Source organism: Cupriavidus sp. OTU4054 (assembly GCF_038440175.1).
In the GTDB taxonomy this organism is placed as follows: Bacteria; Pseudomonadota; Gammaproteobacteria; order Burkholderiales; family Burkholderiaceae; genus Cupriavidus; species Cupriavidus pauculus_D.
In genome coordinates, this window is the sequence record NZ_JASATF010000027.1 from 1 (window position 1) to 22,514 (window position 22,514).

The 22,514-nt window shown below is 68.1% G+C and carries 17 protein-coding genes and 1 pseudogene; 15 read left to right on the plus strand and 3 right to left on the minus strand.

All coding sequences use genetic code 11. From position 1 onward, the window contains the following. Positions 1 to 193: 193 nt before the first annotated feature. The 6 genes and pseudogenes from gspL to gspF all read left to right on the plus strand — a co-directional run. Positions 194 to 1,414, plus strand: a pseudogene (gspL, locus tag AAHB16_RS25780) (type II secretion system protein GspL); the annotation flags it as partial. 20 nt (positions 1,415 to 1,434) lie between these two features. Further along, positions 1,435 to 2,031, plus strand: coding sequence for a type II secretion system protein M (locus AAHB16_RS25785; RefSeq protein WP_342052382.1), 597 nt, complete (start codon positions 1,435 to 1,437; stop codon positions 2,029 to 2,031). Further along, positions 2,031 to 2,837 (plus strand): type II secretion system protein N, encoded by an 807-nt coding sequence (locus AAHB16_RS25790; RefSeq protein WP_150373478.1) that lies wholly within the window; start codon positions 2,031 to 2,033, stop codon positions 2,835 to 2,837. Before AAHB16_RS25785 ends, AAHB16_RS25790 begins: the two co-directional genes overlap by 1 nt. A gap of 34 nt (positions 2,838 to 2,871) precedes the next feature. Then, the gene (gspD, locus tag AAHB16_RS25795; RefSeq protein ID WP_342052339.1) at positions 2,872 to 5,322 is read left to right on the plus strand and encodes a type II secretion system secretin GspD; all 2,451 of its coding nucleotides are present in this window, start codon (positions 2,872 to 2,874) and stop codon (positions 5,320 to 5,322) included. Between the two features lie 9 nt (positions 5,323 to 5,331). Beyond that, positions 5,332 to 6,897, plus strand: a complete 1,566-nt coding sequence (gspE, locus tag AAHB16_RS25800) for a type II secretion system ATPase GspE (protein WP_150373476.1) — start codon at positions 5,332 to 5,334, stop codon at positions 6,895 to 6,897. A gap of 19 nt (positions 6,898 to 6,916) precedes the next feature. Next, positions 6,917 to 8,134, plus strand: a complete 1,218-nt coding sequence (gspF, locus tag AAHB16_RS25805) for a type II secretion system inner membrane protein GspF (protein WP_150373475.1) — start codon at positions 6,917 to 6,919, stop codon at positions 8,132 to 8,134. 3 nt (positions 8,135 to 8,137) lie between these two features. Here the strand turns inward: gspF and AAHB16_RS25810 are convergent, their stop codons facing one another. Further along, complete coding sequence (locus AAHB16_RS25810; protein WP_342052340.1) at positions 8,138 to 9,481, minus strand: NYN domain-containing protein; 1,344 nt, start codon at positions 9,479 to 9,481, stop codon at positions 8,138 to 8,140. A gap of 317 nt (positions 9,482 to 9,798) precedes the next feature. Here AAHB16_RS25810 and AAHB16_RS25815 point away from each other — a divergent pair, with 317 nt between their 5' ends. The 5 genes from AAHB16_RS25815 (at position 9,799) to AAHB16_RS25835 (ending at position 16,919) form a co-directional block, all read left to right on the plus strand. Next, complete coding sequence (locus AAHB16_RS25815; RefSeq protein WP_342052341.1) at positions 9,799 to 13,392, plus strand: indolepyruvate ferredoxin oxidoreductase family protein; 3,594 nt, start codon at positions 9,799 to 9,801, stop codon at positions 13,390 to 13,392. Between the two features lie 43 nt (positions 13,393 to 13,435). Next, positions 13,436 to 13,855: a GNAT family acetyltransferase gene (locus AAHB16_RS25820; protein WP_150373472.1), complete on the plus strand. Its 420-nt coding sequence runs from the start codon at positions 13,436 to 13,438 to the stop codon at positions 13,853 to 13,855. 42 nt (positions 13,856 to 13,897) lie between these two features. Beyond that, entirely contained in the window at positions 13,898 to 14,320 is a 423-nt protein-coding gene (locus AAHB16_RS25825; protein WP_342052342.1) for a VOC family protein, read from the plus strand. Positions 14,321 to 14,430: 110 nt separating this feature from the next. Next, a complete protein-coding gene (locus tag AAHB16_RS25830; protein ID WP_342052343.1) occupies positions 14,431 to 15,696 on the plus strand; it encodes an MFS transporter in 1,266 nt (421 codons plus the stop codon). Positions 15,697 to 15,728: 32 nt separating this feature from the next. Beyond that, a complete protein-coding gene (locus AAHB16_RS25835; RefSeq protein WP_342052344.1) occupies positions 15,729 to 16,919 on the plus strand; it encodes an MFS transporter in 1,191 nt (396 codons plus the stop codon). Here AAHB16_RS25835 and AAHB16_RS25840 read toward each other — a convergent pair. Then, on the minus strand, positions 16,883 to 17,776 hold the full coding sequence (locus AAHB16_RS25840; RefSeq protein ID WP_150373469.1) for a DODA-type extradiol aromatic ring-opening family dioxygenase: 894 nt from the start codon (positions 17,774 to 17,776) through the stop codon (positions 16,883 to 16,885). The two genes, AAHB16_RS25835 and AAHB16_RS25840, sit on opposite strands and share 37 nt — an antisense overlap. 198 nt (positions 17,777 to 17,974) lie before the next feature. On the opposite strand from AAHB16_RS25840, the gene AAHB16_RS25845 reads away from it, so the two are divergent. The 3 genes from AAHB16_RS25845 to AAHB16_RS25855 all read left to right on the plus strand — a co-directional run bounded on the left by AAHB16_RS25845 (position 17,975) and on the right by AAHB16_RS25855 (position 20,539). Beyond that, positions 17,975 to 18,394, plus strand: coding sequence for a hypothetical protein (locus tag AAHB16_RS25845; RefSeq protein ID WP_223851361.1), 420 nt, complete (start codon positions 17,975 to 17,977; stop codon positions 18,392 to 18,394). Between the two features lie 93 nt (positions 18,395 to 18,487). Next, positions 18,488 to 19,798 (plus strand): MFS transporter, encoded by a 1,311-nt coding sequence (locus AAHB16_RS25850; protein WP_150373468.1) that lies wholly within the window; start codon positions 18,488 to 18,490, stop codon positions 19,796 to 19,798. A 120-nt stretch (positions 19,799 to 19,918) separates the two neighbouring features. Beyond that, positions 19,919 to 20,539, plus strand: coding sequence for a DNA-3-methyladenine glycosylase I (locus tag AAHB16_RS25855; protein ID WP_150373467.1), 621 nt, complete (start codon positions 19,919 to 19,921; stop codon positions 20,537 to 20,539). Between the two features lie 15 nt (positions 20,540 to 20,554). On the opposite strand, the gene AAHB16_RS25860 is transcribed toward AAHB16_RS25855, so the two are convergent. Further along, a complete protein-coding gene (locus AAHB16_RS25860; protein ID WP_342052345.1) occupies positions 20,555 to 21,427 on the minus strand; it encodes a CPBP family intramembrane glutamic endopeptidase in 873 nt (290 codons plus the stop codon). Between the two features lie 451 nt (positions 21,428 to 21,878). Between AAHB16_RS25860 and AAHB16_RS25865 the strand changes: the two genes are divergently transcribed. Further along, positions 21,879 to 22,508 carry a LysE family translocator gene (locus AAHB16_RS25865; protein ID WP_150373465.1) on the plus strand — a complete coding sequence of 210 codons (630 nt, stop codon included), beginning with the start codon at positions 21,879 to 21,881 and terminating at the stop codon, positions 22,506 to 22,508. The last annotated feature ends 6 nt before the right edge of the window (positions 22,509 to 22,514 follow it).

A 22,514-nucleotide genomic window follows, 5' to 3' on the forward strand; every position in this document is an offset into this window, starting at 1 on the left:
CTGCAGGCCACGCAGCTGATTCGCTGGCTGCTGCTGGGTGCCAGTGCCGGCGCCCCGCACCGCCGCGCCCAGGGCCCCTCGCCCCCCGCGCCCCCCGCCCCGCCCACCGCTGGCGCTCCCGATGCGGGGCTCCGTGGCGCCCGCCCCCGTGCCCCCCCCTCCCAATACCGCCCGGGCCCCGGGGCGGGCCCCCGGCGCGCCGCCGGGCGGCCCACGGCGGCGGCTGCTGATGGTGGCCGACCGGGCGTGGCTGCGGGCGGTACTCGACGCATTTGCCGATCACAAGCACCGCCGGCGCCATGTGGTGCCCGCCCAGTTGTGTATTCCGCTGACGCCGCTGGCGTCGCCGCAGGTCCTGCGCAAATACGAGCCGAAGCTCGCGACGGCGACCGAGGGCGCGGATGCCGAGGTCGATCCGCTGGCGGATCCCGAGGACGAGAGCGAGGACCAGGGCGCGGACCAGCGCGCCATCGACGGCGCTTCAAACGGTGCCGGGGTCGCGGCCGGAGGGGCTGCGGTCGCGCCCGTACAGCTGGCGACGCTCGTGGTCGAGGGCGCCACGGCGGCCCTCGCCGACTCCGCGTCGCTGCTCGAGAACGCGCCCGCCACCCGCATCGGCAATGGCCGGCTCTGGCAGGTGACGGTGCGCACGGGCGCCTATGACGGCTACGGCCTGCTGCTCGGCGACGACGCGCTCGCCGCGTGGCAGGCCCTTGCGCCGGCCGGGCGCTGGCACGGCGACCGCGCCGCGCTCGCGCATGCGCCGGTCCCCGCGCTCTACGAACGCCGGCATACGGGCCGCGCGCCCCGGCCGCTGGACGACTGGCGCGTCTGGCTCGAGGGTGCCGAGGATTGCCTGCGGCAACGCGACCTCGACCTCGCGCAGTTCGAATTCGCGCAGGGCCGCATCGACCGCTGGAACCTGCGCGCGTGGCGCCTGCCGCTGGTGCTGGCCTGCGGCGTGCTGCTCGTGCAGCTGATCGGCATGAACGTGCACTGGCTGATGCTGCGCAAGGAGCGCGATCAGCTGGAAGCCGCGCAAACCCAGGCCCTGCGCACGGCATTTCCGCAGATCCCGGTCGTGATCGACCCGCCGTTGCAGATGCGCCGGCAGGTGGAGCAGCTGCGGCTGGCCTCCGGGCGCAGCACGCCCGACGATTTCCTGCCGCTCGCGGACCGCTTCGCCAGCGCCGCGCGCAGCCTGGCGCCCGATGCGCTGCAGGCGCTCGAGTATCGCGGCCACACGCTGTACGTGACGCTGAAACCCGGCATCGACACGAACGCGCTGCGCAATAGCGTGCGCCAGTCGGGCCTGCAGATGGATGAAGACAAGAACCCGCCGGACGCGATGACGCGCGCCACCGGCACGCCCGGGCCCGCGGGCTCGCGCTGGACGGTGAAGCCCGGATCATGAAAGACAAGACAAATACCGGGATGAACACGGGCAAAGCCGCCGCGCGCGGCAAGGGCCCGCGCGGGGCCAACGTGATGGCGCGCTTCGCGCGGCTGCGTCCGCGCATTCCCGAGCGCTGGCACGAACGGTTCGATGCCTTCTGGGAAGCCCGCAATCCGCGCGAACAGGCGATTCTCGGCGGCGGCTCGCTGATTCTGCTGCTGGTGGTCGGTTACACGGTGCTGTGGGAGCCTGCCGCCACCGGTCGCGTGGCGCTGGCCAAAACGCTGCCCGGCCTGCGCGCCAGTCTCGCGGAAATGGAAACGCTTGCGCAGGAAGCACGCGGCCTGTCCGCGAGCCCCGCGCCGTCGCTGCGCGGCGACGCGCTGACGCAGGCATTGCAGGACAGCCTCGGCCAGCACGGCCTCAAGGCCACGCGGCTGGCAACGACCGGGGACAACGCGGTGCAGGTGCAGTTGGAGAAGGTCGCGTTCGGATCGGTGGCGAGCTGGCTGCAGGACGTACGCCTGCAACAGCGCCTCAAGGTCACGGACGCGCGGTTCCAGTACGTCGGCGCCACCGCGCTGGTCAACGTCACCGCCACACTGCAAGGCCCTGGCGCCGGCGGGCGCAACTGATGGCCCGGCTGGAGTCCCTGCGGCTGCCGCGCCGGCGCAGGCGCGAGTCGAACGTCTGGCGGCGCGTGCGATGGGCGCTGCTGGGCGTGATGGTGGTCATCGCCACGCTGATCGCGCAGTTGCCCGCCGCCTGGCTGGCGGACAGCGTGGCGGCACGATCGGGGCAGCGCGTGCTGCTGGCCGACGCGGCCGGCACGATCTGGCATGGCAGCGCCACGCTGGCGCTGTCGGCCGGCGCGGGCAGCCAGACCGCAACCGTATTGCCGGGGCGGCTGGCGTGGTCCGTGCCGTTCTGGCCGCTGCTCACGGGCACGCTGCGCGTGGTCGTGTCGCATGACCACTCGCTGGCCGCGCCCGTCGCGCTGGCGGTGACGCCGCGCGGATGGACCGCGCAGGCCGGCGCGATGCGCCTGCCCGCGTCGCTGCTGGAGGGCGTGGGCGCACCGTTCAATACGCTGCGCCCCGACGGGCAGATGCGGCTGGACTGGACGGCGATGCGCGGCCGCTTTGCCGACGGCGCGCTCGAGGGTCATCTGACCCTGCGCATCGAGCAAGTATCATCGGCGGTCAGCCGGCTGCGGCCGCTGGGCAGCTACCGCGCCGAGATCGACTGGACCGGCACGGCGGGAAGACTGGAATTGAAGACCATGGCGGGGCCGCTGTACCTGGAGGGCAGCGGCACGCTGGGCAAGCCGGCACGATTCGATGGAACGGCGAAGGCCGATCCCGATGCGGCCGCGCAACTGGCTGGGCTGCTGAGCCTGCTGGGACGACGAGAGGACAATGTGACAAGGCTGCGCTTCTGAACTACGACGCATCCGAAGCCGGCTGGAACCGATTATGAAAACCCAAGCACACCGACCCTTCATCCGCACCGCCCTCGCGCGCGCCACCGCCCTGCTGTGCGGCCTTTCCCTGCTTGCGCCTGCGCCGCTCTGGGCGCAGCAGGCCGACGTCTCGCCGCCAAGCCGGGACCAGGTTGTGCTGAACTTCGTCAACGCGGACCTCGACTCCGTGGTCAAGGCCGTGGGCCAGGCGACAGGCAAGAACTTCGTGATCGACCCCCGCGTCAAGGGCACCGTGAACCTGGTGACCGAACAGCCGGTGTCGCGCGCGCAGGCGCTCGAGACACTCGGCTCCGTGCTGCGCATGCAGGGCTACGCGATGGTCGAGAGCAACGGCTTCACCAAGGTCGTGCCCGAAGCCGACGCCAAGCTGCAGGGCTCGCCGACCGTGATCGGCGGCGCGGCGGGACGCGGCGACCAGGTCGTGACCCAGGTATTCCGGCTCAACTACGAGTCCGCGAACAACCTCGTGCCCGTGCTGCGGCCGATGATCGCGCCGAACAACACGATTACCGCGTACCCGGCCAACAACACGCTCGTCATTACCGACTACGCCGACAACCTGCGCCGTCTGGCCCGCATCATCGCGGCCGTCGATGCGCCGGCGACCGGGGAAGTCGAGATCGTGCCGCTCAAGAACGCGATTGCCAGCGACGCGGCCCTCACGCTGCAGAAGCTGCTCGATCCGTCCGCGGCCGGCGGCACCGCGGCGGCGGGTACGGGCGATTCGAGCCTGCGCACGACCGTGGTGGCCGAGCCGCGTAGCAATTCGCTGATGATTCGTGCGTCGAGTCGCGCGCGCGTGCAACAGGCGCGCATGCTGATCGAGAAGATCGACCAGCCCTATGCGCGCCCCGGCAATATCTGGGTCGTGCCGCTGCGCAATGCCGATGCGGTGAAGCTCGCGGCCACGCTGCGCGCGATCGTCGCGGCCGACAGCAGTTTTGCGTCCACGACGCAGCCTGGCGGCGCGGGCGGCACGGCCGCCGCGGGCGCGGGGGGTTACGCGCAGTCGCAGGGCTCGCAGACTGGCGGGCAGTTTGGTGGCAGCAGCTCGGGCGGGTACGGCGGTTTCGGCAGCAGCGGCAGCCGGTCGGGCAGCGGGTCGAGCTTCGGCAGCGGCGGCGGCAATGCGTTCTCCGCGTCGTTCGCCACGAACCAGCAGCCGACCACGGGCGGCATCATCCAGGCCGATCCGGCGACCAATACGCTGATCATCACGGCGACGGAACCGGTCTACCGGAACCTGCGCAGCGTCATCGACGACCTCGACCAGCGCCGCGCGCAGGTCTATATCGAGTCGATGATCGTCGAGGTGACGGCCAACAACTCGGCCGAGCTGGGCATTCAGTGGCAGGGGCTGCTGAGCTCGGACAACAACAATACGGGCGTGTTCGCGGGCACGAACTTCGGGGTGGGCGGGCAGAACATCCTCAACCTGACCGGTGCCGTCGCCGCGTATAACCAGAATCCGACAGCGGGGCTCGCCGCGGCAAGCCAGTTCGTCCCGTCGCTGGGCGGCCTGAACCTCGGCATCGTGAATCGCGCGATCGGGCTGGGCGCGCTGCTGCGCGCGCTCGGGACCAATTCGAGCGTCAACCTGCTGTCCACGCCGAACCTGATCACGCTCGAGAACGAGGAAGCGAAGATCCTGATCGGCCAGAACATCCCGATCACGACGGGCTCGTACGCGCAGACCGGCAGCACGTCTACCGTGACGCCGTTCAACACGTTCGACCGCAAGGACGTCGGTATCACGCTGCGCGTGCGCCCGCAGATCACCGACGGCGGTCTCGTGAAGTTGCAGATCTATCAGGAATCGTCATCGGTGTTGAACGGCACGCAGAACAATACGTCGGGCCCGACCACCAATGTGCGGTCGATCGAGACGAACGTGCTCGTCGACGACGGCCAGATCATCGTGCTGGGCGGCCTGATCCAGGACAATGCCACCGAGAACGTGCAGAAGGTCCCCGGCCTTGGCGATCTGCCGTGGATCGGCGGCCTGTTCCGCTACGAGAGCAAGGTTCGCGAGAAGACCAACCTGCTCGTATTCCTGCGGCCCTACGTCATGCGTACCGGCGCGGCGACCGATCGGCTCGCGCAGGACCGTTACGATTTCATGCGTGCGCAGCAGTCCGGCTTCGTGCCGCAGAACATCATGATCCCTCAGCGCGACACGCCGCAGCTGCCGCCGGCCGAGGCGCCGACCGCACCATTTGTCGATCCGCGCAGCACCACGCCGCTGGCCCCGCCGCTGCCGCTGCAGCAGACGCCGCAGCCGCTGACGCCGCCGCAGCAGGTGCCGGATCCGGCGCTGCAGCCGTCGCGGCCGCTGTCGCAGCGTTCGCCGGCGTCGCCGGCACCGGCGCAACCGACCCAGGCGGCACGCCCGAACCCGGCCGTGGCGCTCGCCGATGCCTTCTCGCACGGCACCATCAACTAAAGTCCTGTCATGGCCACCGACGTATCCACCCAGCCTGACGAGACCGACCTTGCACCCGGCACGCCCGACGCGCTGGACGCGCTCGAGCCGCCCTCGGCCGTTGCCGCGCGGCTCGTGCCGTACAGCTTTGCCCGCGAAGCCGGGCTGCTGATCGCGCACCAGCGTCCCGATGGCCTCGAGGTCTGGGTCAGCCGCGCCACGGCCCCGTCCGCGCTGGCCGAAGTGACCCGCGTCCATGGCGCGCTGCGCCTGCGCGTGCTGGAGCCGGAAGCGCTCGAACGCGCGATGTCCGATGCCTATAACCGCCAGGACGGCAGCGCCGCGCAGGTGGTTGGCGAGGTGGAGGGCGAAGTCGATCTGTCCCGGCTGATGCAGGACATTCCGGCGGTCGAGGATCTGCTCGAATCCGAAGACGACGCGCCGATCATCCGCATGATCAATGCGCTGCTCACGCAGGCCGCGCGCGAAGGCGCCTCCGATATCCATATCGAGCCGTTCGAGTCGTCCTCGGTGGTGCGCTTCCGCGTGGATGGCACGCTGCGCGACGTGGTGCGGCCCAAGAAGGCCCTTCACGGCGCGCTGATCTCGCGGATCAAGATCATGGCGCAGCTCGACATCGCCGAGAAGCGACTGCCGCAGGATGGCCGTATCACGCTGCGCGTGGGCGGGCGTCCGGTGGACGTCCGCGTCTCGACGCTGCCGACCGGCCACGGCGAACGCGCGGTGCTGCGTCTGCTCGACAAGGAAGCGGGTCGCCTCGACCTTGCCAAGCTCGGCATGGCGCGCGAGACGCTCGTCAATTTCGATCACCTGATCCACCAGCCGCACGGCATCGTGCTGGTGACGGGGCCGACCGGTTCGGGCAAGACGACCACGCTGTACGCGGCGCTGTCGCGGCTGGATTCGCACACGACCAACATCATGACCGTGGAGGATCCGATCGAGTACGACCTCGACGGCATCGGTCAGACGCAGGTCAATCCGCGGATCGACATGACGTTCGGCAAGGCCCTGCGCGCGATCCTGCGGCAGGATCCGGACGTGGTGATGATCGGGGAAATCCGGGATCTCGAGACCGCGCAGATCGCGGTGCAGGCATCGCTGACGGGCCACCTCGTGCTGGCCACGCTGCACACGAACGATTCGGCCTCGGCGGTCACGCGTCTCGTCGATATGGGGATCGAGCCGTTCCTGCTGTCGTCGTCGCTGCTCGGCGTGCTCGCGCAGCGGCTGGTACGCCGGCTGTGCCCGCACTGCAAGCGCGAAGAGGTCATCGAGGTCACCGCCGCGGAGGCCGAGGTGTTGCGCACCGAGGGCAAGCCGCTGCAGCGCGTCTGGCACGCGGTGGGTTGCGACAAGTGCGGCAATTCGGGTTACCAGGGGCGGATGGGTGTCTACGAACTGCTGAGCGTCGATGACGAGATTCGCACGATGATCCATCGACAGGTGCCGGAGTCCGAGATCAAGCAGGCCGCGCTGGCCAAGGGCATGCACACGATGCGTGGCGATGCGCAGCGCTGGATCGACAGCGGCGCGACGGCACTCGAGGAAGTGCTGCGCGTCACGCGCGATTAGCCCCGGAGCCTGACGCAGCATGCCCGCATATCGTTACGAAGCCGCGGACGCCGCCGGACGCGCCGATCGCGGCGTCATCGAGGCCGACAGTCCCAAGCAGGCGCGCAGCCAGCTGCGCGCGCGCGGGCTCACGCCCATCATCGTGGATCCGCTCGCGGGCAGCGGCATGGCCAAGCGGACCGGCGGCGCGCTGTTCGTGCGCCGGCTCAGCACGCAGGAGCAGGCGCTGTTCACGCGGCAGCTGGCCAGCCTGATCGTGTCCGGACTGCCGCTCGACGAAGCGCTCGGCGCGCTCGCCGACCAGGCCGAGCGGCAGTACGTGCACGAACTGCTCGCCGGCATTCGCGCCGAGGTCATGGGCGGCAGTTCGCTGTCCGTGGCGCTGTCCCAGCATCCGAAGGACTTTCCCGATATCTACCGCGCGCTCGTGTCGGCCGGTGAGCATTCGGGGCATCTGGGGCTCGTGCTCGAGCGGCTGGCGACCTATATCGAGACGCGCAACACGCTGACCTCGAAGATCCGGCTCGCGTTCACCTATCCGGCAATCGTCACGGTGGTGGCGTTCGCGATCGTGATCTTCCTGCTGTCGTACGTCGTGCCGCAGGTGGTCAGCGTGTTCGCCAACACCAAGCAGAAGCTGCCGACGCTGACGATCGTCATGCTGGCGCTGTCGGACTTCGTGCGGAACTGGTGGTGGGCGGCGCTGGGCGTGATCGCGGTCATCGCGCTGATCGTCCGCAGTCTGCTGCGGCAGCCCGATGTCCGGCTCGCGTGGCATCGCTGGCTGTTGACGGCACCGCTGATGGGCAAGCTGATCCGCGGGTACAACACCGCGCGGTTTGCGAGCACGCTGGCGATTCTCGTATCGGCTGGCGTGCCTATTCTGCGCAGCCTGCAGGCGGCCGGCGAGACGCTGACTAATCAGGCGCTCAAGACCAACGTCGATGATGCGACCACGCGCGTGCGCGAAGGCGCGTCGCTGGCGCGCGCGCTGGCGGCGCAGAACCAGTTTCCGCCCGTGCTCGTGCATCTGATTCGCTCGGGCGAGGCGACCGGCAACCTGCCGGTGATGCTCGAGCGGGCCGCCACCGGCGAGGGGCAGGAGCTCGAGCGGCGGACACTGTTCCTGACCAGCCTGCTCGAACCGCTGTTGATCCTGACGATGGGCGTCGTGGTGCTGCTGATCGTGCTGGCGGTGTTGATGCCGATTATCGAGATCAACCAGCTGGTGCGCTGAGGATTAGCCCTCCGCCTTCTTTGAGCCCTCGGCTTTCTTTGGGGCGCGCTTTCGCGGTGCGCGCTTGGCGGGGGCCTTCCTCGCGGGGGCCGGGGCCGCCTCGTCCGCTTCCGGTGTGTCGATAGCTGGAGCGACGGCCGGCTCGGATTCGGGCTCGGCCACCGGCGCGGTTTCCGGTCTGGCCGATACCACCGTATCGCCCGGCGCCGCGAACACCGATGCGTCGATCGGCCAGGGCTTGTCGCCGAGGGTCACCTCGGGACGCCGCGTGCGCTTGCCGCGCGAGCGGGACTGCCGGGGTGCCTCGTCTTCCCCCTCGTCCACGGTTTCCGGAATCAGCGTCGATGCCGAGCCCGCGTTCTCTTCCACTTCCGGGGTCAGGGTGACCGGTGCCGGTTCGGGCGTAAGGTCGAGGTCGAGATCCGATTCGGGTTCGTCGTCGAAGTCAGGCGCCGCGGCGGGTACGGCCGGCGCGTGGTCCACCTCGTCCAGATCGGCGCCGAAGGCGGCGTCCGACGCAGGCGCGGGTACGGGGCGCTGCGGCGGTTTCACGTCCTGTCCGCCACCCTTGTTGCGCTTCTTCAGGCGTACCCAGATCGTCTTGTTGTTGCCGCCGTTGCGCGTCTCCACCTCGAACAGGCCCGTAGCCGCCACGAGTTCCGAGAGCTTGCCGTAGCCATAGTTGCGCGAATCGAATTCGGGCGCCTGCTTGGCGATGTGGTTGCCCATGCCGCCCAGCGTCGACCAGCCGTCCTCGTCGGACACCGCCTTCGAGGCGCTCTGCAGCAGGCGCACGAGGCGCGAGTCCTGGCGCAGTTCGCCCGTGTTGCGGCGGCGGGCCGGTGCCACCGCGCCCTCGGCGCCGTCCACGCCCTCGACACCCTCCACATCCACTTCGGCGCGCAGCACGTCCGAGTAGATGAACTTGTCGCAGGCCGTGACGAAAGGCTTGGGCGTCTTGCGCTCGCCGAACCCATAGACCGTCAGGCCCTGCTCGCGGATACGGGAGGCCAGGCGCGTGAAGTCGCTGTCGGACGACACGATGCAGAAGCCCTGGAAGCGGCCCGTGTACAGCAGGTCCATCGCGTCGATGATCATCGCGCTGTCGGTGGCATTCTTGCCGACCGTGTAACGGAACTGCTGGATCGGCTGGATCGAGTGCGACAGCAGCTTTTCCTTCCATCCGGCAAGGTTGGGCTTGGTCCAGTCGCCGTAGATGCGCTTGACGGCGGCGACGCCGTACTTGGCGACTTCGGCCAGCAGGCCTTCCACGATGGCGGGCGTCGCGTTGTCGGCGTCGATCAGCACGGCCAGGGTCGCGGTGCCCTGGCGGGGAACAATGGTCATGTCGTTTGCGGAATAAGCGGCCGGGCGAATCTGGCGGTCTGTGCGATGCGGCGCATGCGCATCTTTGGCTCGGGAAAGACACCCGGTGGTGCGGTCTTGGATGCAACGCAGTGTACACGCGATAGACCTGTCCTTAGGGGAAACCATGGGGGATCTGGCCCGTTTTATGCTGCATGGCAAGGTACCGCCGGCGCGGCGGCAGTGCTACCATCCGCGCAGAGACACAGTCACGCGGCGCCTTCACAAGAGGCAATGCCTGCCTGCCCCATAAATGATGTGTCGGCGATCCCGACAGCATGCCCCATAGAGGAGCCTTCATGAACGCACCCCTGACCGCCCCGGTCAGCGACGCCATCCGTCGCGCGCTCGACAATGTTTCCCTGGACGACAAGTACACGCTGGAACGCGGCCGTATCTACATCAGCGGCACGCAGGCCCTGGTACGCCTGCCCATGCTCCAGCGCGAACGCGATCGCGCCGCCGGGTTGAATACCGCGGGCTTTATCTCCGGCTACCGCGGCTCCCCGCTCGGCGCGCTCGACCAGTCGCTCTGGAAAGCCAAGAAGCATCTGGCCGCGCACGAGGTGGTCTTCCAGCCTGGACTCAACGAGGACCTTGCCGCCACGGCGGTCTGGGGCTCGCAACAGGTCAACATGTACCCGGACGCGAAGTTCGATGGCGTGTTCGGCATGTGGTACGGCAAGGGACCGGGCGTCGATCGGACCGGCGACGTGTTCAAGCATGCGAACTCGGCGGGCTCCTCGCGCCATGGCGGTGTGCTGGTCCTTGCCGGCGACGATCACTCGGCCAAATCCTCCACGCTCGCGCACCAGTCCGAGCATATCTTCAAGGCCTGCGGGCTGCCCGTGCTGTTTCCGTCCAACGTGCAGGAATACCTGGACTACGGCCTGCACGGCTGGGCAATGAGCCGCTACTCCGGACTATGGGTCGCGATGAAATGCGTGACCGACGTGGTGGAGTCGTCGGCGTCGGTGGAGCTGGATCCGCACCGCGTGCGCATCGTGCTGCCCGAGGATTTCATCCTGCCGCCGGGCGGGCTCAATATCCGCTGGCCCGATCCGCCGCTGGAGCAGGAAGCGCGGCTGCTCGACTACAAGTGGTACGCGGCGCTCTCGTACGTGCGTGCCAACAAGATCGACCGTATCGAGATCGATTCGCCGCACGCGCGCTTCGGCATCATGACCGGTGGCAAGGCATACCTCGATACGCGCCAGGCCCTGTGCGACCTCGGGCTCGATAACGAGACCTGCTCGCAGCTTGGCATCCGCCTGTACAAGGTCGGCTGCGTCTGGCCGCTGGAAGCGCACGGCGCGCGCGCGTTCGCCGAAGGGCTGCAGGAAATCCTCGTGGTCGAGGAAAAGCGCCAGATCATGGAGTACGCGCTCAAGGAAGAGCTGTACAACTGGCGCGACGACGTGCGGCCCAAGGTCTACGGCAAGTTCGACGAGAAGGACAATGCGGGCGGCGAATGGTCGATTCCGCAGAACAACTGGCTGCTGCCGGCCCACTACGAGCTGTCGCCGGCGATCATCGCGAAGGCGATTGCGACGCGGCTCGAGAAGTTCGAGCTGCCCGCCGACGTGCGCGCGCGCATCGCCTCGCGGCTGGCGATCATCGAAGCCAAGGAGCGCGCGCTCGCCACGCCGCGCGTGACGGCCGAGCGCAAACCCTGGTTCTGCTCGGGCTGCCCGCACAACACGTCCACGAACGTACCCGAGGGGTCGCGCGCGCTGGCCGGCATCGGCTGCCACTACATGACGGTCTGGATGGACCGCAATACGAGCACGTTCAGCCAGATGGGCGGCGAGGGCGTGGCGTGGATCGGGCAGGCGCCGTTCGCGGGCGACAAGCACGTGTTTGCCAACCTCGGCGACGGCACGTACTTCCATTCGGGGCTGCTCGCGATTCGCGCGTCGATTGCCGCGGGCGTGAACATCACGTACAAGATCCTCTACAACGACGCGGTGGCCATGACCGGCGGCCAGCCCGTCGATGGCCAGCTGTCGGTGCAGGACATCGCGTTCCAGGTGCATGCCGAGGGCGCGAAGCGCATCGTCATCGTCACGGACCAGCCCGAGAAGTACAACAGCGCCATCCGGCTGCCGGAAGGCGTGACGGTCCATGGCCGCGAGCAGCTCGATGCCATGCAGCGCGAGCTGCGCGAGGTGCCCGGCTGCACGATCCTGATCTACGACCAGACCTGCGCGACCGAGAAGCGCCGCCGCCGCAAGCGCGGCACGTATCCCGATCCGGCACGGCGCGCGTTTATCAACGACGCGGTGTGCGAGGGCTGTGGCGATTGCTCGGTGAAGTCGAACTGCCTGTCGGTGGAGCCGCTCGAGACCGAGCTGGGCACCAAGCGCCAGATCAACCAGTCGTCGTGCAACAAGGACTTCTCGTGCCTCAACGGCTTCTGCCCGAGCTTTGTCACGGCGGAAGGCGCGCAGGTGCGCAAGCCCGAGGCGCATGGCATCTCGATGTCGAGCCTGCCCGCGCTGCCGCTGCCCGTGCTGCCAACGCTGAACCGCGCGTATGGCGTGCTGGTGACGGGCGTGGGGGGCACCGGCGTGGTGACGATCGGCGGGTTGCTCGGCATGGCCGCGCACCTCGAGAACAAGGGCGTGACGGTACTGGACATGGCGGGCCTCGCGCAGAAGGGTGGCGCGGTGCTGTCGCACGTGCAGATTGCCGCGCGACCCGATGACCTGCATGCGACGCGGATCGCGATGGGCGAGGCCGATCTCGTGATCGGCTGCGATGCGATCGTCTCGGCAACCGACGAGGTCATCTCGAAGACGCAGGCGGGCCGGACGCGCGCGGTGGTCAATACCGCGCAAACCCCGACGGCGGAGTTCATCCGCAATCCGAAGTGGCAATTCCCGGGCCTGTCGGCCGAGCAGGATCTGCGCAACGCGGTGGGCGAGTCGTGCGACTTCATCAACGCGAGCGCGCTGGCCGTGGCGCTGATCGGCGATGCCATCTACACGAACCCGCTCGTGCTCGGCTATGCCTGGCAGAAGGGCTGGATTCCGCTGACGCTGGAAGCGCTCGAACGCGCGATCGAACTCAACGGCGTGTCCGTCGAGAAGAACAAGGCCGCGTTCGACTGGGGCCGCCATATGGCGCACGACCCCGAGCATGTGCTGTCGCTGACGGGCAAGCTCGGCAACGTGGCCGAGGGTGGCGACGTGGTGAAGCTGCCAACGTCGTCGGGCGCGCTGCTGGAGAAGCTGATTGCCAGCCGTGTGGATCTGCTGACGAAGTACCAGAACGCCGCGTATGCCGAGCAGTACCGCGAGGTGGTGCAGCGGGTCCGCGCCGCGGAGTCGGCTTTGGTGGTGGGTGGCAAGCCGCTGCCGGTGACCGAGGGCGTGGCGCGCAATCTGGCCAAGCTCATGGCGTACAAGGACGAGTACGAGGTGGCGCGGCTCTATACGGACCCCGTGTTCCTCGACAAGCTGCGCGCGCAGTTCGAAGGCGAGCCGGGGCGCGACTACCAGCTCAACTTCTGGCTTGCGCCGCCGCTGATGGCCCGGCGCGACGAGAAGGGACATCTGGTCAAGCGCCGCTTTGGGCCATCGACGATGACGCTGTTCAGGATCCTTGCGAAGCTCAAGGGGCTGCGTGGCGGCGTGCTCGATATCTTCGGCCGTACCGAGGAACGCCGCACCGAGCGCGCACTGATCGGCGAGTATCGGGCGCTGGTCGAGGAACTGGCTGGCGGGCTGTCGCAGGCCAATCACGACACCGCGGTCGCGCTGGCGAATCTGCCGGACGATATTCGCGGGTTCGGCCATGTGAAGGAGAACAACCTCGCGGCGGCGCGGGCGCGGTGGGCGAAGTTGCTCGAGCAGTTCCGGCATCCGGAGACGGGACAGCGCGCCGCCTGAGTCCGGCATGGGTACACTGGTGGTTTGGCCCGACACCAGTCCCATGCAACTTCGCTCCTACACCCCGGCCGACGAAGCGGCCGTGATTGCCCTCTGGCACGCCTGCGGCCTCACGCGGCCCTGGAACGATCCGAAGCGCGATATCGCGCGCAAGCTCACCGAGCAGCCCGAGCTGTTTCTCGTCGGCGAGGACGACGGCCGCGTCGTGGCCACCGCGATGATCGGATACGACGGTCATCGCGGCTGGGTGTACTACGTGGCGGTGGAACCCGCATTGCAGGGACGCGGGTACGGGCGCATGCTGATGGCGCGCGCCGAGGCGCTGCTGCTGGAACGCGGCTGCCCCAAGATCAACCTGCTCGTGCGCAAGGGCAACGACGCCGTCATGGCGTTCTACGAGAAGCTCGGCTACGGCGCCGATGCCGCCGTGAGTCTCGGCAAGCGCCTGATTCCGGACAACTGAGTCCGGCCGCCACCCACGAAGCCACCCACGAAGGGAGCCACCATGTTCCGCATTGCCGGCCTCGATCACCTCGTGCTGCGCACCGCAGATGTCCCGCGCCTCGTGCGCTTCTACGTGGAAGCGCTCGGCTGCCATGTGGAACGCGAGCAGGCGGCTCTCGGCCTCACGCAGCTTCGCGCGGGCAGTGCGCTGATCGACGTGATTTCGCTCGACGGCACGCTCGGCCGGATGGGCGGCGCCGGCCCGGGCCGCGAGGGACGCAATCTCGATCATTTCTGCATGCGTATCGAGCCGTTCGATCCCAAGGCCATCTACGAGCATTTTCGTATTCATGGCGTGGATGCCGGGCCCGTGGAACAGCGATATGGTGCGGAGGGACTGGGGCCGTCGATCTATCTGCACGATCCGGACGGCAATATGGTCGAGCTCAAGGGGCCTCCGGATCTTGCTGACGATGTGCCATGACATGTGGCTGCGATGCGACGCCATGGTCACGCCCGGCCACCGCCAGCACCACCCCCGATACAATGGGCCGACCCCCATCTCCGTGACCTGCGCGCAGCCGCGGGCGCGCCATGACTCAGTCCGCTCCCTCACCGCAGAACGCGTATAGCCGGCCTTTACCCTCCCCCCGGACGCTCGTCTGGACCCTCGGCCTGACCGAAGTCATCAGTTGGGGCACGCTCTACTTCTCCTTCACCGTACTCATCGATCCGATGCAGGCCGCGCTCGGCTTCAGCAAGCCGTTCCTCGCGGGCGGCTTCTCGCTTGGGCTGCTGGTCTGGGCGCTGTGCTCGTTCGCGGTGGGCCGATTGCTCGATCGCGTACCCGCGCATCGCGTGATGTGCGGCGGCTCGGTGCTCGCGGGCATCGGCCTGCTGCTCTGGGCGTGGAGCCCGTCGGAGACGATGTTCCTGCTGATGTGGATCCCGCTCGGCGTGGCCATGGCCTCCACGTTGTACGAACCCGCGTTCGTGGTGCTGCGGCAGGCGTTCGGCGACGGGTATCAGAAGCCGATCGTGCACGTGACGCTGATGGCGGGGCTGGCGAGTACCGTGTTTATTCCGCTCGCCCAATGGCTCGTGCTCCATGTGGGCTGGCGGCCCACGCTGATCGGCTTTGCGGCGATGAACCTGCTGGTCTGCGCGCCGATGCATGCGCGGCTGCTGCGCTATACGATCCATCCGACCTACCACGCAGTGCAACCGGCCACGCCGCTCGAGGGCGCCGCGACGGGCGCCAATGCGGGCATCGCGCGCGCCACGCTGCGCGAGCCCGTGTTCTGGGCCGTGGTGATCGCGTTCACCGCTACCGCGGTCATCGCCTCGCTGCTGGGCGCGCACCTGATTCCGATGCTCAACGAGAAAGGCCTGCCGCTGGCCGAGCAGTTGATCGTGGCCGCGCTGATCGGTCCCGCGCAGGTCGCGGGCCGGCTCGTGATGACGCAGTTGCCGGTCCGGCAGCCCATCCGGCTCTCGCTGCCGACCTATACGGTGCTCGGCATCGGCCTGGCCTGCCTCGCGGTCGGCAAGGGCGGCTGGCTCATGATGGCCGCCGTGCTCTATGGCTGCGCCAACGGCGTCAATACGATGCTGCGCGCGATGGCGATGCCCGAGCTGATCTCGCGCCATCACTACGCCACGCTCAATGGCCTGATGATGACGCCGGTGCTGCTCGCGCAGGCCGTGGCGCCATGGCTTGGCGCGTTGATGTGGCGCGCGGCGGACGGATACTGGCTCATGCTCTGGACGATGGTGCTGCTGGCCTTCGCGGGCCTCGGCGCGTTCGTCTTTGCGTTGCGGCGGCGGGGCCTGCTGCACGCGACAGCCACGGCATTGTGAGACCATGCGGCTTGTCTTTCGCATGGCCTCCGATGTCCGATTCCACTACCGTACCGACTGATTCCGTCTCCCGCGCCACGCGCGGCACCATGGCCCTGTTCTTCGTCAACGGCGCGACCTTCGCGACGTGGGGCGTCCATATTCCGACCATCAAGGCCCGCTTCGAACTGTCCGACGCGATGCTGTCGTTCGCGATGCTCGCGGTCGCGGGTGGCGCCATTGTCGCAATGGGGCCGGTCGGCCGCTGGGTTGCCCGCGTCGGCAGCGCGCGCGCCTCGATGCTCAGCGGGCTCGCCTACGCCCTGGCGACCGTCGCCATCCTGGCCATGCCCACGTTCGTCCTGCTGCTGCCCGCGCTGCTGCTGTTCGGCATGTGCAATGCAGCCTTCGACGTCGGGATGAACGCGCAGGCGGCCACGGTAGAAGCGAGCCGCACGCGGCCCGTGATGTCGGCGCTGCACGGCATGTTCAGCCTCGGCGGCATGGCCGGGGCCTCGTTCGGCGGCCTGATGCTGTCGCTGGGCGTCGCGCCGCTCGCGCACGCGGCGATGACGGCCGCGCTGACGGCCACCGTGGCCGTGGTCACGCTGCCCGGCCTGCTCGCCGATCATCCGGTCATGCCGTCCGCGGCCCATCATCGCGAGCATGCGACGCGCGCGCTCTGGCTGCTCGGGCTGATGGCCTTCCTCGGCCTGATCGGCGAGGGCGCGATGTACGACTGGACCAGCGTGTACATGCGCGACGTCGCGGCGTCGCCGCCCGACTGGGTCAGCTTCGGCTATGCGGCGTTCTCGGGCGGCATGGCCTGCGGGCGCTTCGGCGGCGACTGGCTGCGCGCGCGGCTCGGCGACGGCCCGACGCTCACGGCCAGCGCGTGGACGGGCTTTGCCGGCATCGTGCTGGCCCTGCTGCTGCCCGTACCCACCGCAGCGCTGGGCGGCTTCTGCCTGATGGGGCTCGGCGCCGCGAACATGGTGCCGATCTTCTTCGTGGCCGCCTCGCGGCTGCCCGGCGTGGCGCCGGCCGAGGCCATCGCGCGCGTGGCGCGCTTCGCGTACGTCGGCCTGCTGCTCGGGCCTGTGCTGATCGGCGGCGCGGCGCACCTGACGAACCTGCGCATCGGCCTCGCGCTGGTGGCGCTGACCATGGGCTGGATCGCACTGTTCGGCGCGCGCGCCGCGCGGCGTTACCTGACCGCGGCGCCCTCGGCCAGCGGCGCCTGAGCGCCGGCACCGATGCCCTCGAACACAAAGGTGTCCATCGCCAGCACGCCGTAGGTGACGTCGTCGGCCACGCGGTCGACATGGGCACTGCCGTCGGCATCGTCCGGCGCCGGACCCAGCGCCGCACCGAGCGCCACGTAGAACGGCAGCAGATGCTCGTCGGTCGGGTGCGCGCGGCGCGCATAGGGCGCCTGCTCGCGATAATCGGCGATACGGCTGGTGTCGCCGGTGGCGAGCGCCTCGTCGAGGGCGGACCGCATCCAGCCGCGGAACGCGTCCACATAGGGGGCCACGTCGGTGCCGTGCTGCACGGGCCGGCCGTTGCCGAACACCTCCTGCAGGTTATGCGTGAAGCTGCCCGACGCCATGATCAGGTAACCCTCCTCGCGCAGCGGCGCCAGCGCGCGGCCGATCTCGATCTGGCGCGAGGGCGGCAGGTACGGGTTCAGCGCCAGCTGGATCACGGGCACGTCGGCATCGGGGAAGAAATACCGCAGCGGCATCCACGCGCCGTGGTCGAGCGGCCGGTCGTTGTCCTCGGCCACGTAGCTGATGCCCGGCACCTTTGCGCTTTCCAGCGCCTGCTTGACGCGGGCGGCCAGCGCGGGGGAGCCCGGCGCGTCGTAGCGCAGCGCGTAGAGTTCGCGCGGGAAGCCGCCGAAGTCGTGCCACGCCTCCTGGCGCTCGCGCGTGCTGACGGCCAGCGTGCTGTAGATCCAGTGCGCGGAGATGACTACGATGCCCTTGGGCGCGAGCGCGCGCAGGCGCTCGCCGAGCGCGTCGAACGCGGTGCCCGTCGGACCTGGGTCGATCGCCAGCATGGGGGAACCGTGCGAAACATAAATGGCGGGAAGCATGTTGCACCCTTCAAAAGCTTTCTTCGATGTATTCAGTGTGGCCAATATGGATGGCCGTGGAGGGAGTCAAATGCGAAGGGGTCGTGCAAAAAAACTGAAGATCGGCGCGCCGTCGCGGCGCCCGGAAAGCGTGGGTGAACGCACACACACGAATGGCCGACACGGCACTGGAACGGCCGGACTCAAGGGTTTAGGCCTATGATGCAGACAGGGCGGCAACTCCTGTACAAGTACCGCCCGGCAACGCCCGGACAGCCTGTCCGCGCGCCTCGCAACCGCGTTTTCTACCCCTTCACGACCGTGGCCAAGCGCACGCCCCATGACCCGACCCTCCCCCACGCGCTGTGGTGGCAGGCGGGCGTCTATGGCAGCGTACCCGCGGTGCTGCTCTGGATCGTCGCGCGTCTGCCCGCGGAAATCCTGAACATGCTGTTCGGCAATGCCGCGACGGCCGCCGCCCTGTTCAACCACGCGGGCGACACCGTATTCGTGACCGGATGGCTGGCCAGCGCCGTGTGGCTGTGGTTCACGAGGCGGCGCCCGCACGGGCGCCCGCGCACCCAGCCGGACCATTCCGGCGCCGCGGACGCCGCGCACAAACCCCACCCGCCGGGCTGACCTCTCTCTGGATGTTGTAAGGAATCGCTTAAGATGGCGTCGGGCCGTGCCCCATATCGGCGCATCGCCCGCACAACGATTCCCAAAACATCCATGCAAGCCACTGCCACGCAACATTCCCTTCCTTCCGCCGCCAAACGACGACGAACCATCCTCGCCGCGACCATCGGCAACGGTCTCGAATGGTTCGACTTCACGGTCTACAGCTTCTTCGCGGTCATCATCTCGCGGCTGTTCTTCCCTACCGGCGATGACATCACGTCGTTCCTGCTGACGGTGGCGACCTTCGGCGTCGGCTTCGTCATGCGCCCCGTCGGCGCGATCGTGCTCGGTGTCTACGCCGATCGCGTGGGCCGCAAGGCGGCACTGACGCTGACCATCCTGCTGATGGCGCTGGGCACGGCCATCATCGGCTTCGCGCCGACCTACGCCTCCATCGGCCCGTGGGCGCCCGCGCTGATCGTGCTGGCCCGCCTGATCCAGGGCTTCTCGGCCGGCGGCGAAGTCGGCGGCGCCACGGCGTTCCTGATCGAACACGCGCCCGACAGCGAGCGCGGGGCCTATGCGAGCTGGCAGCAGGCCAGCCAGGGCATCTCGTTCATGCTCGGCGCCGCGATGGGTGCGCTGGTCATCAACGGACTGGAACCGGCACAGGTGGATGCCTGGGGCTGGCGCATTCCGTTCCTGTTCGGCCTGCTGATCGCGCCGGTCGGCATGTATATCCGCTCGCAACTGGAAGAGCCGCCCGAGTTCGAGGCGCGCCAGGCCGAGCGTGCGGCCTCCAAGGTCAAGTTCTCGCCGCTGTCGCAGGTGCTGCGCGAGCATCCGCGTGAAGTGGTCGCGGGCCTGGGCGTGACCGTGCTGTGGACCGTCTGCACGTACGTGCTGGTGTTCTACATGCCGTCGTACGCCAAGCAGCAGCTCGGTCTGCCGCTGGGCGCGACGTTCGAATCGACGGCCATCTGCGGCGCGATCATCCTCGTGCTGTGCCCGCTCATGGGCATGCTGTCGGACCGCGTGGGCCGCAAGCGCATGCTCGGCACCGTGGCGCTCCTGATCGGCGTGCTCGCGTACCCGCTGTTCCACTGGCTCAACGTGTCGCCGACCACGAGCACGCTGCTGCAGGTGCAGATCGTGCTCGGCATCCTGCTTGCCGCCTTCACGGGTCCGGCACCGGCCGTGCTGGCCGAGCAGTTCCCGACCGACGTGCGTTCCACGGGCCTGTCGCTCGCATACAACTTCGCGGTCACGATCTTCGGCGGCTTCTCGCCGCTGATCGTCACGTGGCTGATCCAGTCGAGCGGCGACAAGCATGCACCCGCCTACTACGCGATTGCCGCGGCGGCGCTGAGCTTCGTCGCGCTGCTGTTCATGCACGATCGTACCGGCAAGCCGATTGCCTGATTGGCTGTTTCCGGCCCTCTGATCGGGGGCCGGGCGCGCCTGCAACGGGCCGCGCTTCCCGTCGGGAAGATTGGGTATATTCCGTTGGCGATATCCCCATCCTTCCCGCGGACTTCTCTCATGACCCAATCCCCGAACGCAGAGCGCGAGCGGTGCAGCTGGTGCGGCACCATCGAGGACTACTGCCACTATCACGATAACGAATGGGGCTTTCCGGTAGACGACGACCGGCGCCTGTTCGAGAAGATCTGCCTGGAGGGCTTTCAGTCCGGCCTGAGCTGGCTGACGATCCTCCGCAAGCGCGAGGCCTTCCGCAAGGCATTCGCCAATTTCGATATCCGCAAGGTCGCGCGCTTCGACGAGCGCGACGTCGAGCGCCTGCTCGGCGATGCCGGCATCGTGCGGCATCGCGGCAAGATCGAGGCCGCCATCAACAATGCCCAGCGCGCGCTGGAGCTGCTGGAGACCGAACCTTCCCTCGCTGCGTACTTCTGGCGCTATGAGCCCAAGCCCGCGACCCGCCCGAAGAAGATCACGCGCGAGACGCTGGCCGCGATGACCACGTCGCCCGAATCCATCGCGCTGTCCAAGGACCTCAAGAAGCGTGGCTGGAAGTTTGTCGGGCCGACGACCATGTATGCGCTGATGCAGGCCATGGGACTCGTCAACGATCACGTGGAAGGCTGCACGACGCGCGCGGAAGCGTTGCGCGCGCGCAAGGCATTCCAGGTGCCCCGCTAGGGCGTCCGCGGCCGCTCAGGCGGCCGGCGGCGTCGGATCCGCGTCTGGCGACATCTCTCCGCCCCGTGGCGCGGACCACAGGATCCGTCGCAGCATCCACGCGCCCACGATGCCGGCCGCGGCGAACACCGCGCAGACCCATACGGGCGGCCATGCCGCCGCGGCGCCGGATGCCTGGCTGCCGAGGTTGGCCCAGATCATCACGGCGGTATTGAGTCCGGCGTGGAGCAGGATGCCGGGCCAGAGCGACTGCGTGCGCCGATAGAGCGCGGCGGCAAACAGTCCCATCAGGAATGCGATAACGAACTGGTAGACGTTGAGGTGAGCGAAGCCGAACACGAACGCCGAGTAGACGATCGCATCGGCTGGCGGATAGCGCTTGAGCATGCCGCGCAGCAGAATGCCGCGGAAGAACATTTCCTCGACCATCGGCGCGATGGCACAGACCAGCACCCAGCTGCCGATACCGCTCGTGAGGCCGTGTTCGAGCCAGTTCGACTCTTCCGCGGACATCGGCAGCACCTGCATCAGGACCCAGTTGACCGCCGCATCGAGCAAAACGATCATCGGCACCATCATCAGGATCGGCAGCGCCAGCAGGCCCACGGTGGCGCCTACGCTCGCCCGGCTCGGGTGCAACAGCTGTCGGTACGTCATCTGGCTGGCATGCAGCATCCACGAGAACACGCCGCCATAGCAGATCACGCGAATCACGCCGCCGGCGGCGATCGGCTGGATGCCATGACGCAGCAGCGTGGGCCGCAGCAGGATCGTCAGCAGGACTTCCGCGAACCAGGCGACGAACGTCAGCGCGAATCCCCATTGCAGGGAGATCGGACGGAGGCCGTCCGGCGAGGAAGGACGATCCGGTGTGTTCTTGTCATGCATGGGTGACCGGCCCGAGCGGGATCTGCGGAAGGATCGGCCATTCTAGGCGCGCGACTTGCCAGACGCGAGGCTTACGGCACTTTTGAGGAAGGATGCGTGCATTCCTGCAACAGCCCCTTCAAGCCTTCCTGCATTGCCGCTGTGGAAATCTTTCGTTTCCTGCAACGGCACGCGTATACGTTTACTGCATTGTTTACGTATACGAAGATAGTAGTAGTAGTTAACACAGGCCTCGCGCCGTGGATAACCGCAACTTTCCCTTTTGGCTCAGGGAGTTGCCGCGCTCACAACCGTCTGGGCAACGCTGTGCGTATACGCTGGGTCATCCACAGGGCCTTTTGCGTATACGTCGAAAGCCGCGAGTTATTCGTATACGCTCCACAGCGCATCCCATGGCGAACCCCCAGCGTGGCCACAGGGTTTTCCCGAGTTTTTCCACAGGATCCGATCGATGGACGCGACGACGTTGCTGCTTTACACGATGGCCGTTTCGGCGGTGATCGCCACACCGGGGCCGACCGTGCTGCTGGCCCTCAACAACGGCGCGACGCGCGGCATGCGCGTGGCCGCCTGCGGCATGGCGGGCGCCGTGCTGGCGGATCTGATCCTGATCGGGACCGTGGGCTGCGGGCTGGGCGCGCTGCTGCTGGCGTCGGAGCGGCTGTTCGAGGCCATCAAGTGGATCGGCGCGGTGTATCTGCTCTATCTGGCGTGGGTCATCTGGCGTTCGCCCACGCATGCGCTGGTGGCGGAGCGCGACGACGCCTCGGCCAGCGGCCGGGCCGCGTTCCTGCGTGCGCTGTTCGTGGCGCTGTCCAACCCCAAGGCGCTGCTGTTCGTCTCGGCCTTCCTGCCGCAGTTCGTACACGCGGACGGGCCGATCGCGCTGCAATACACGGTGCTGGCACTGATCAGCGCGACGATCAACCTGATCGTGATGACGATCTACGCGCTGGGCGGCCGCCATGCGGTGCGCACGTTTTCGGCGCGGACGCTCAAATGGATCAACCGCAGCTGCGCGGGGATGCTCGCGTTCCTGGCGGTGGGCCTGAGCCTCTACCGGCGGGCCGATCTGCGTTAACCGGAG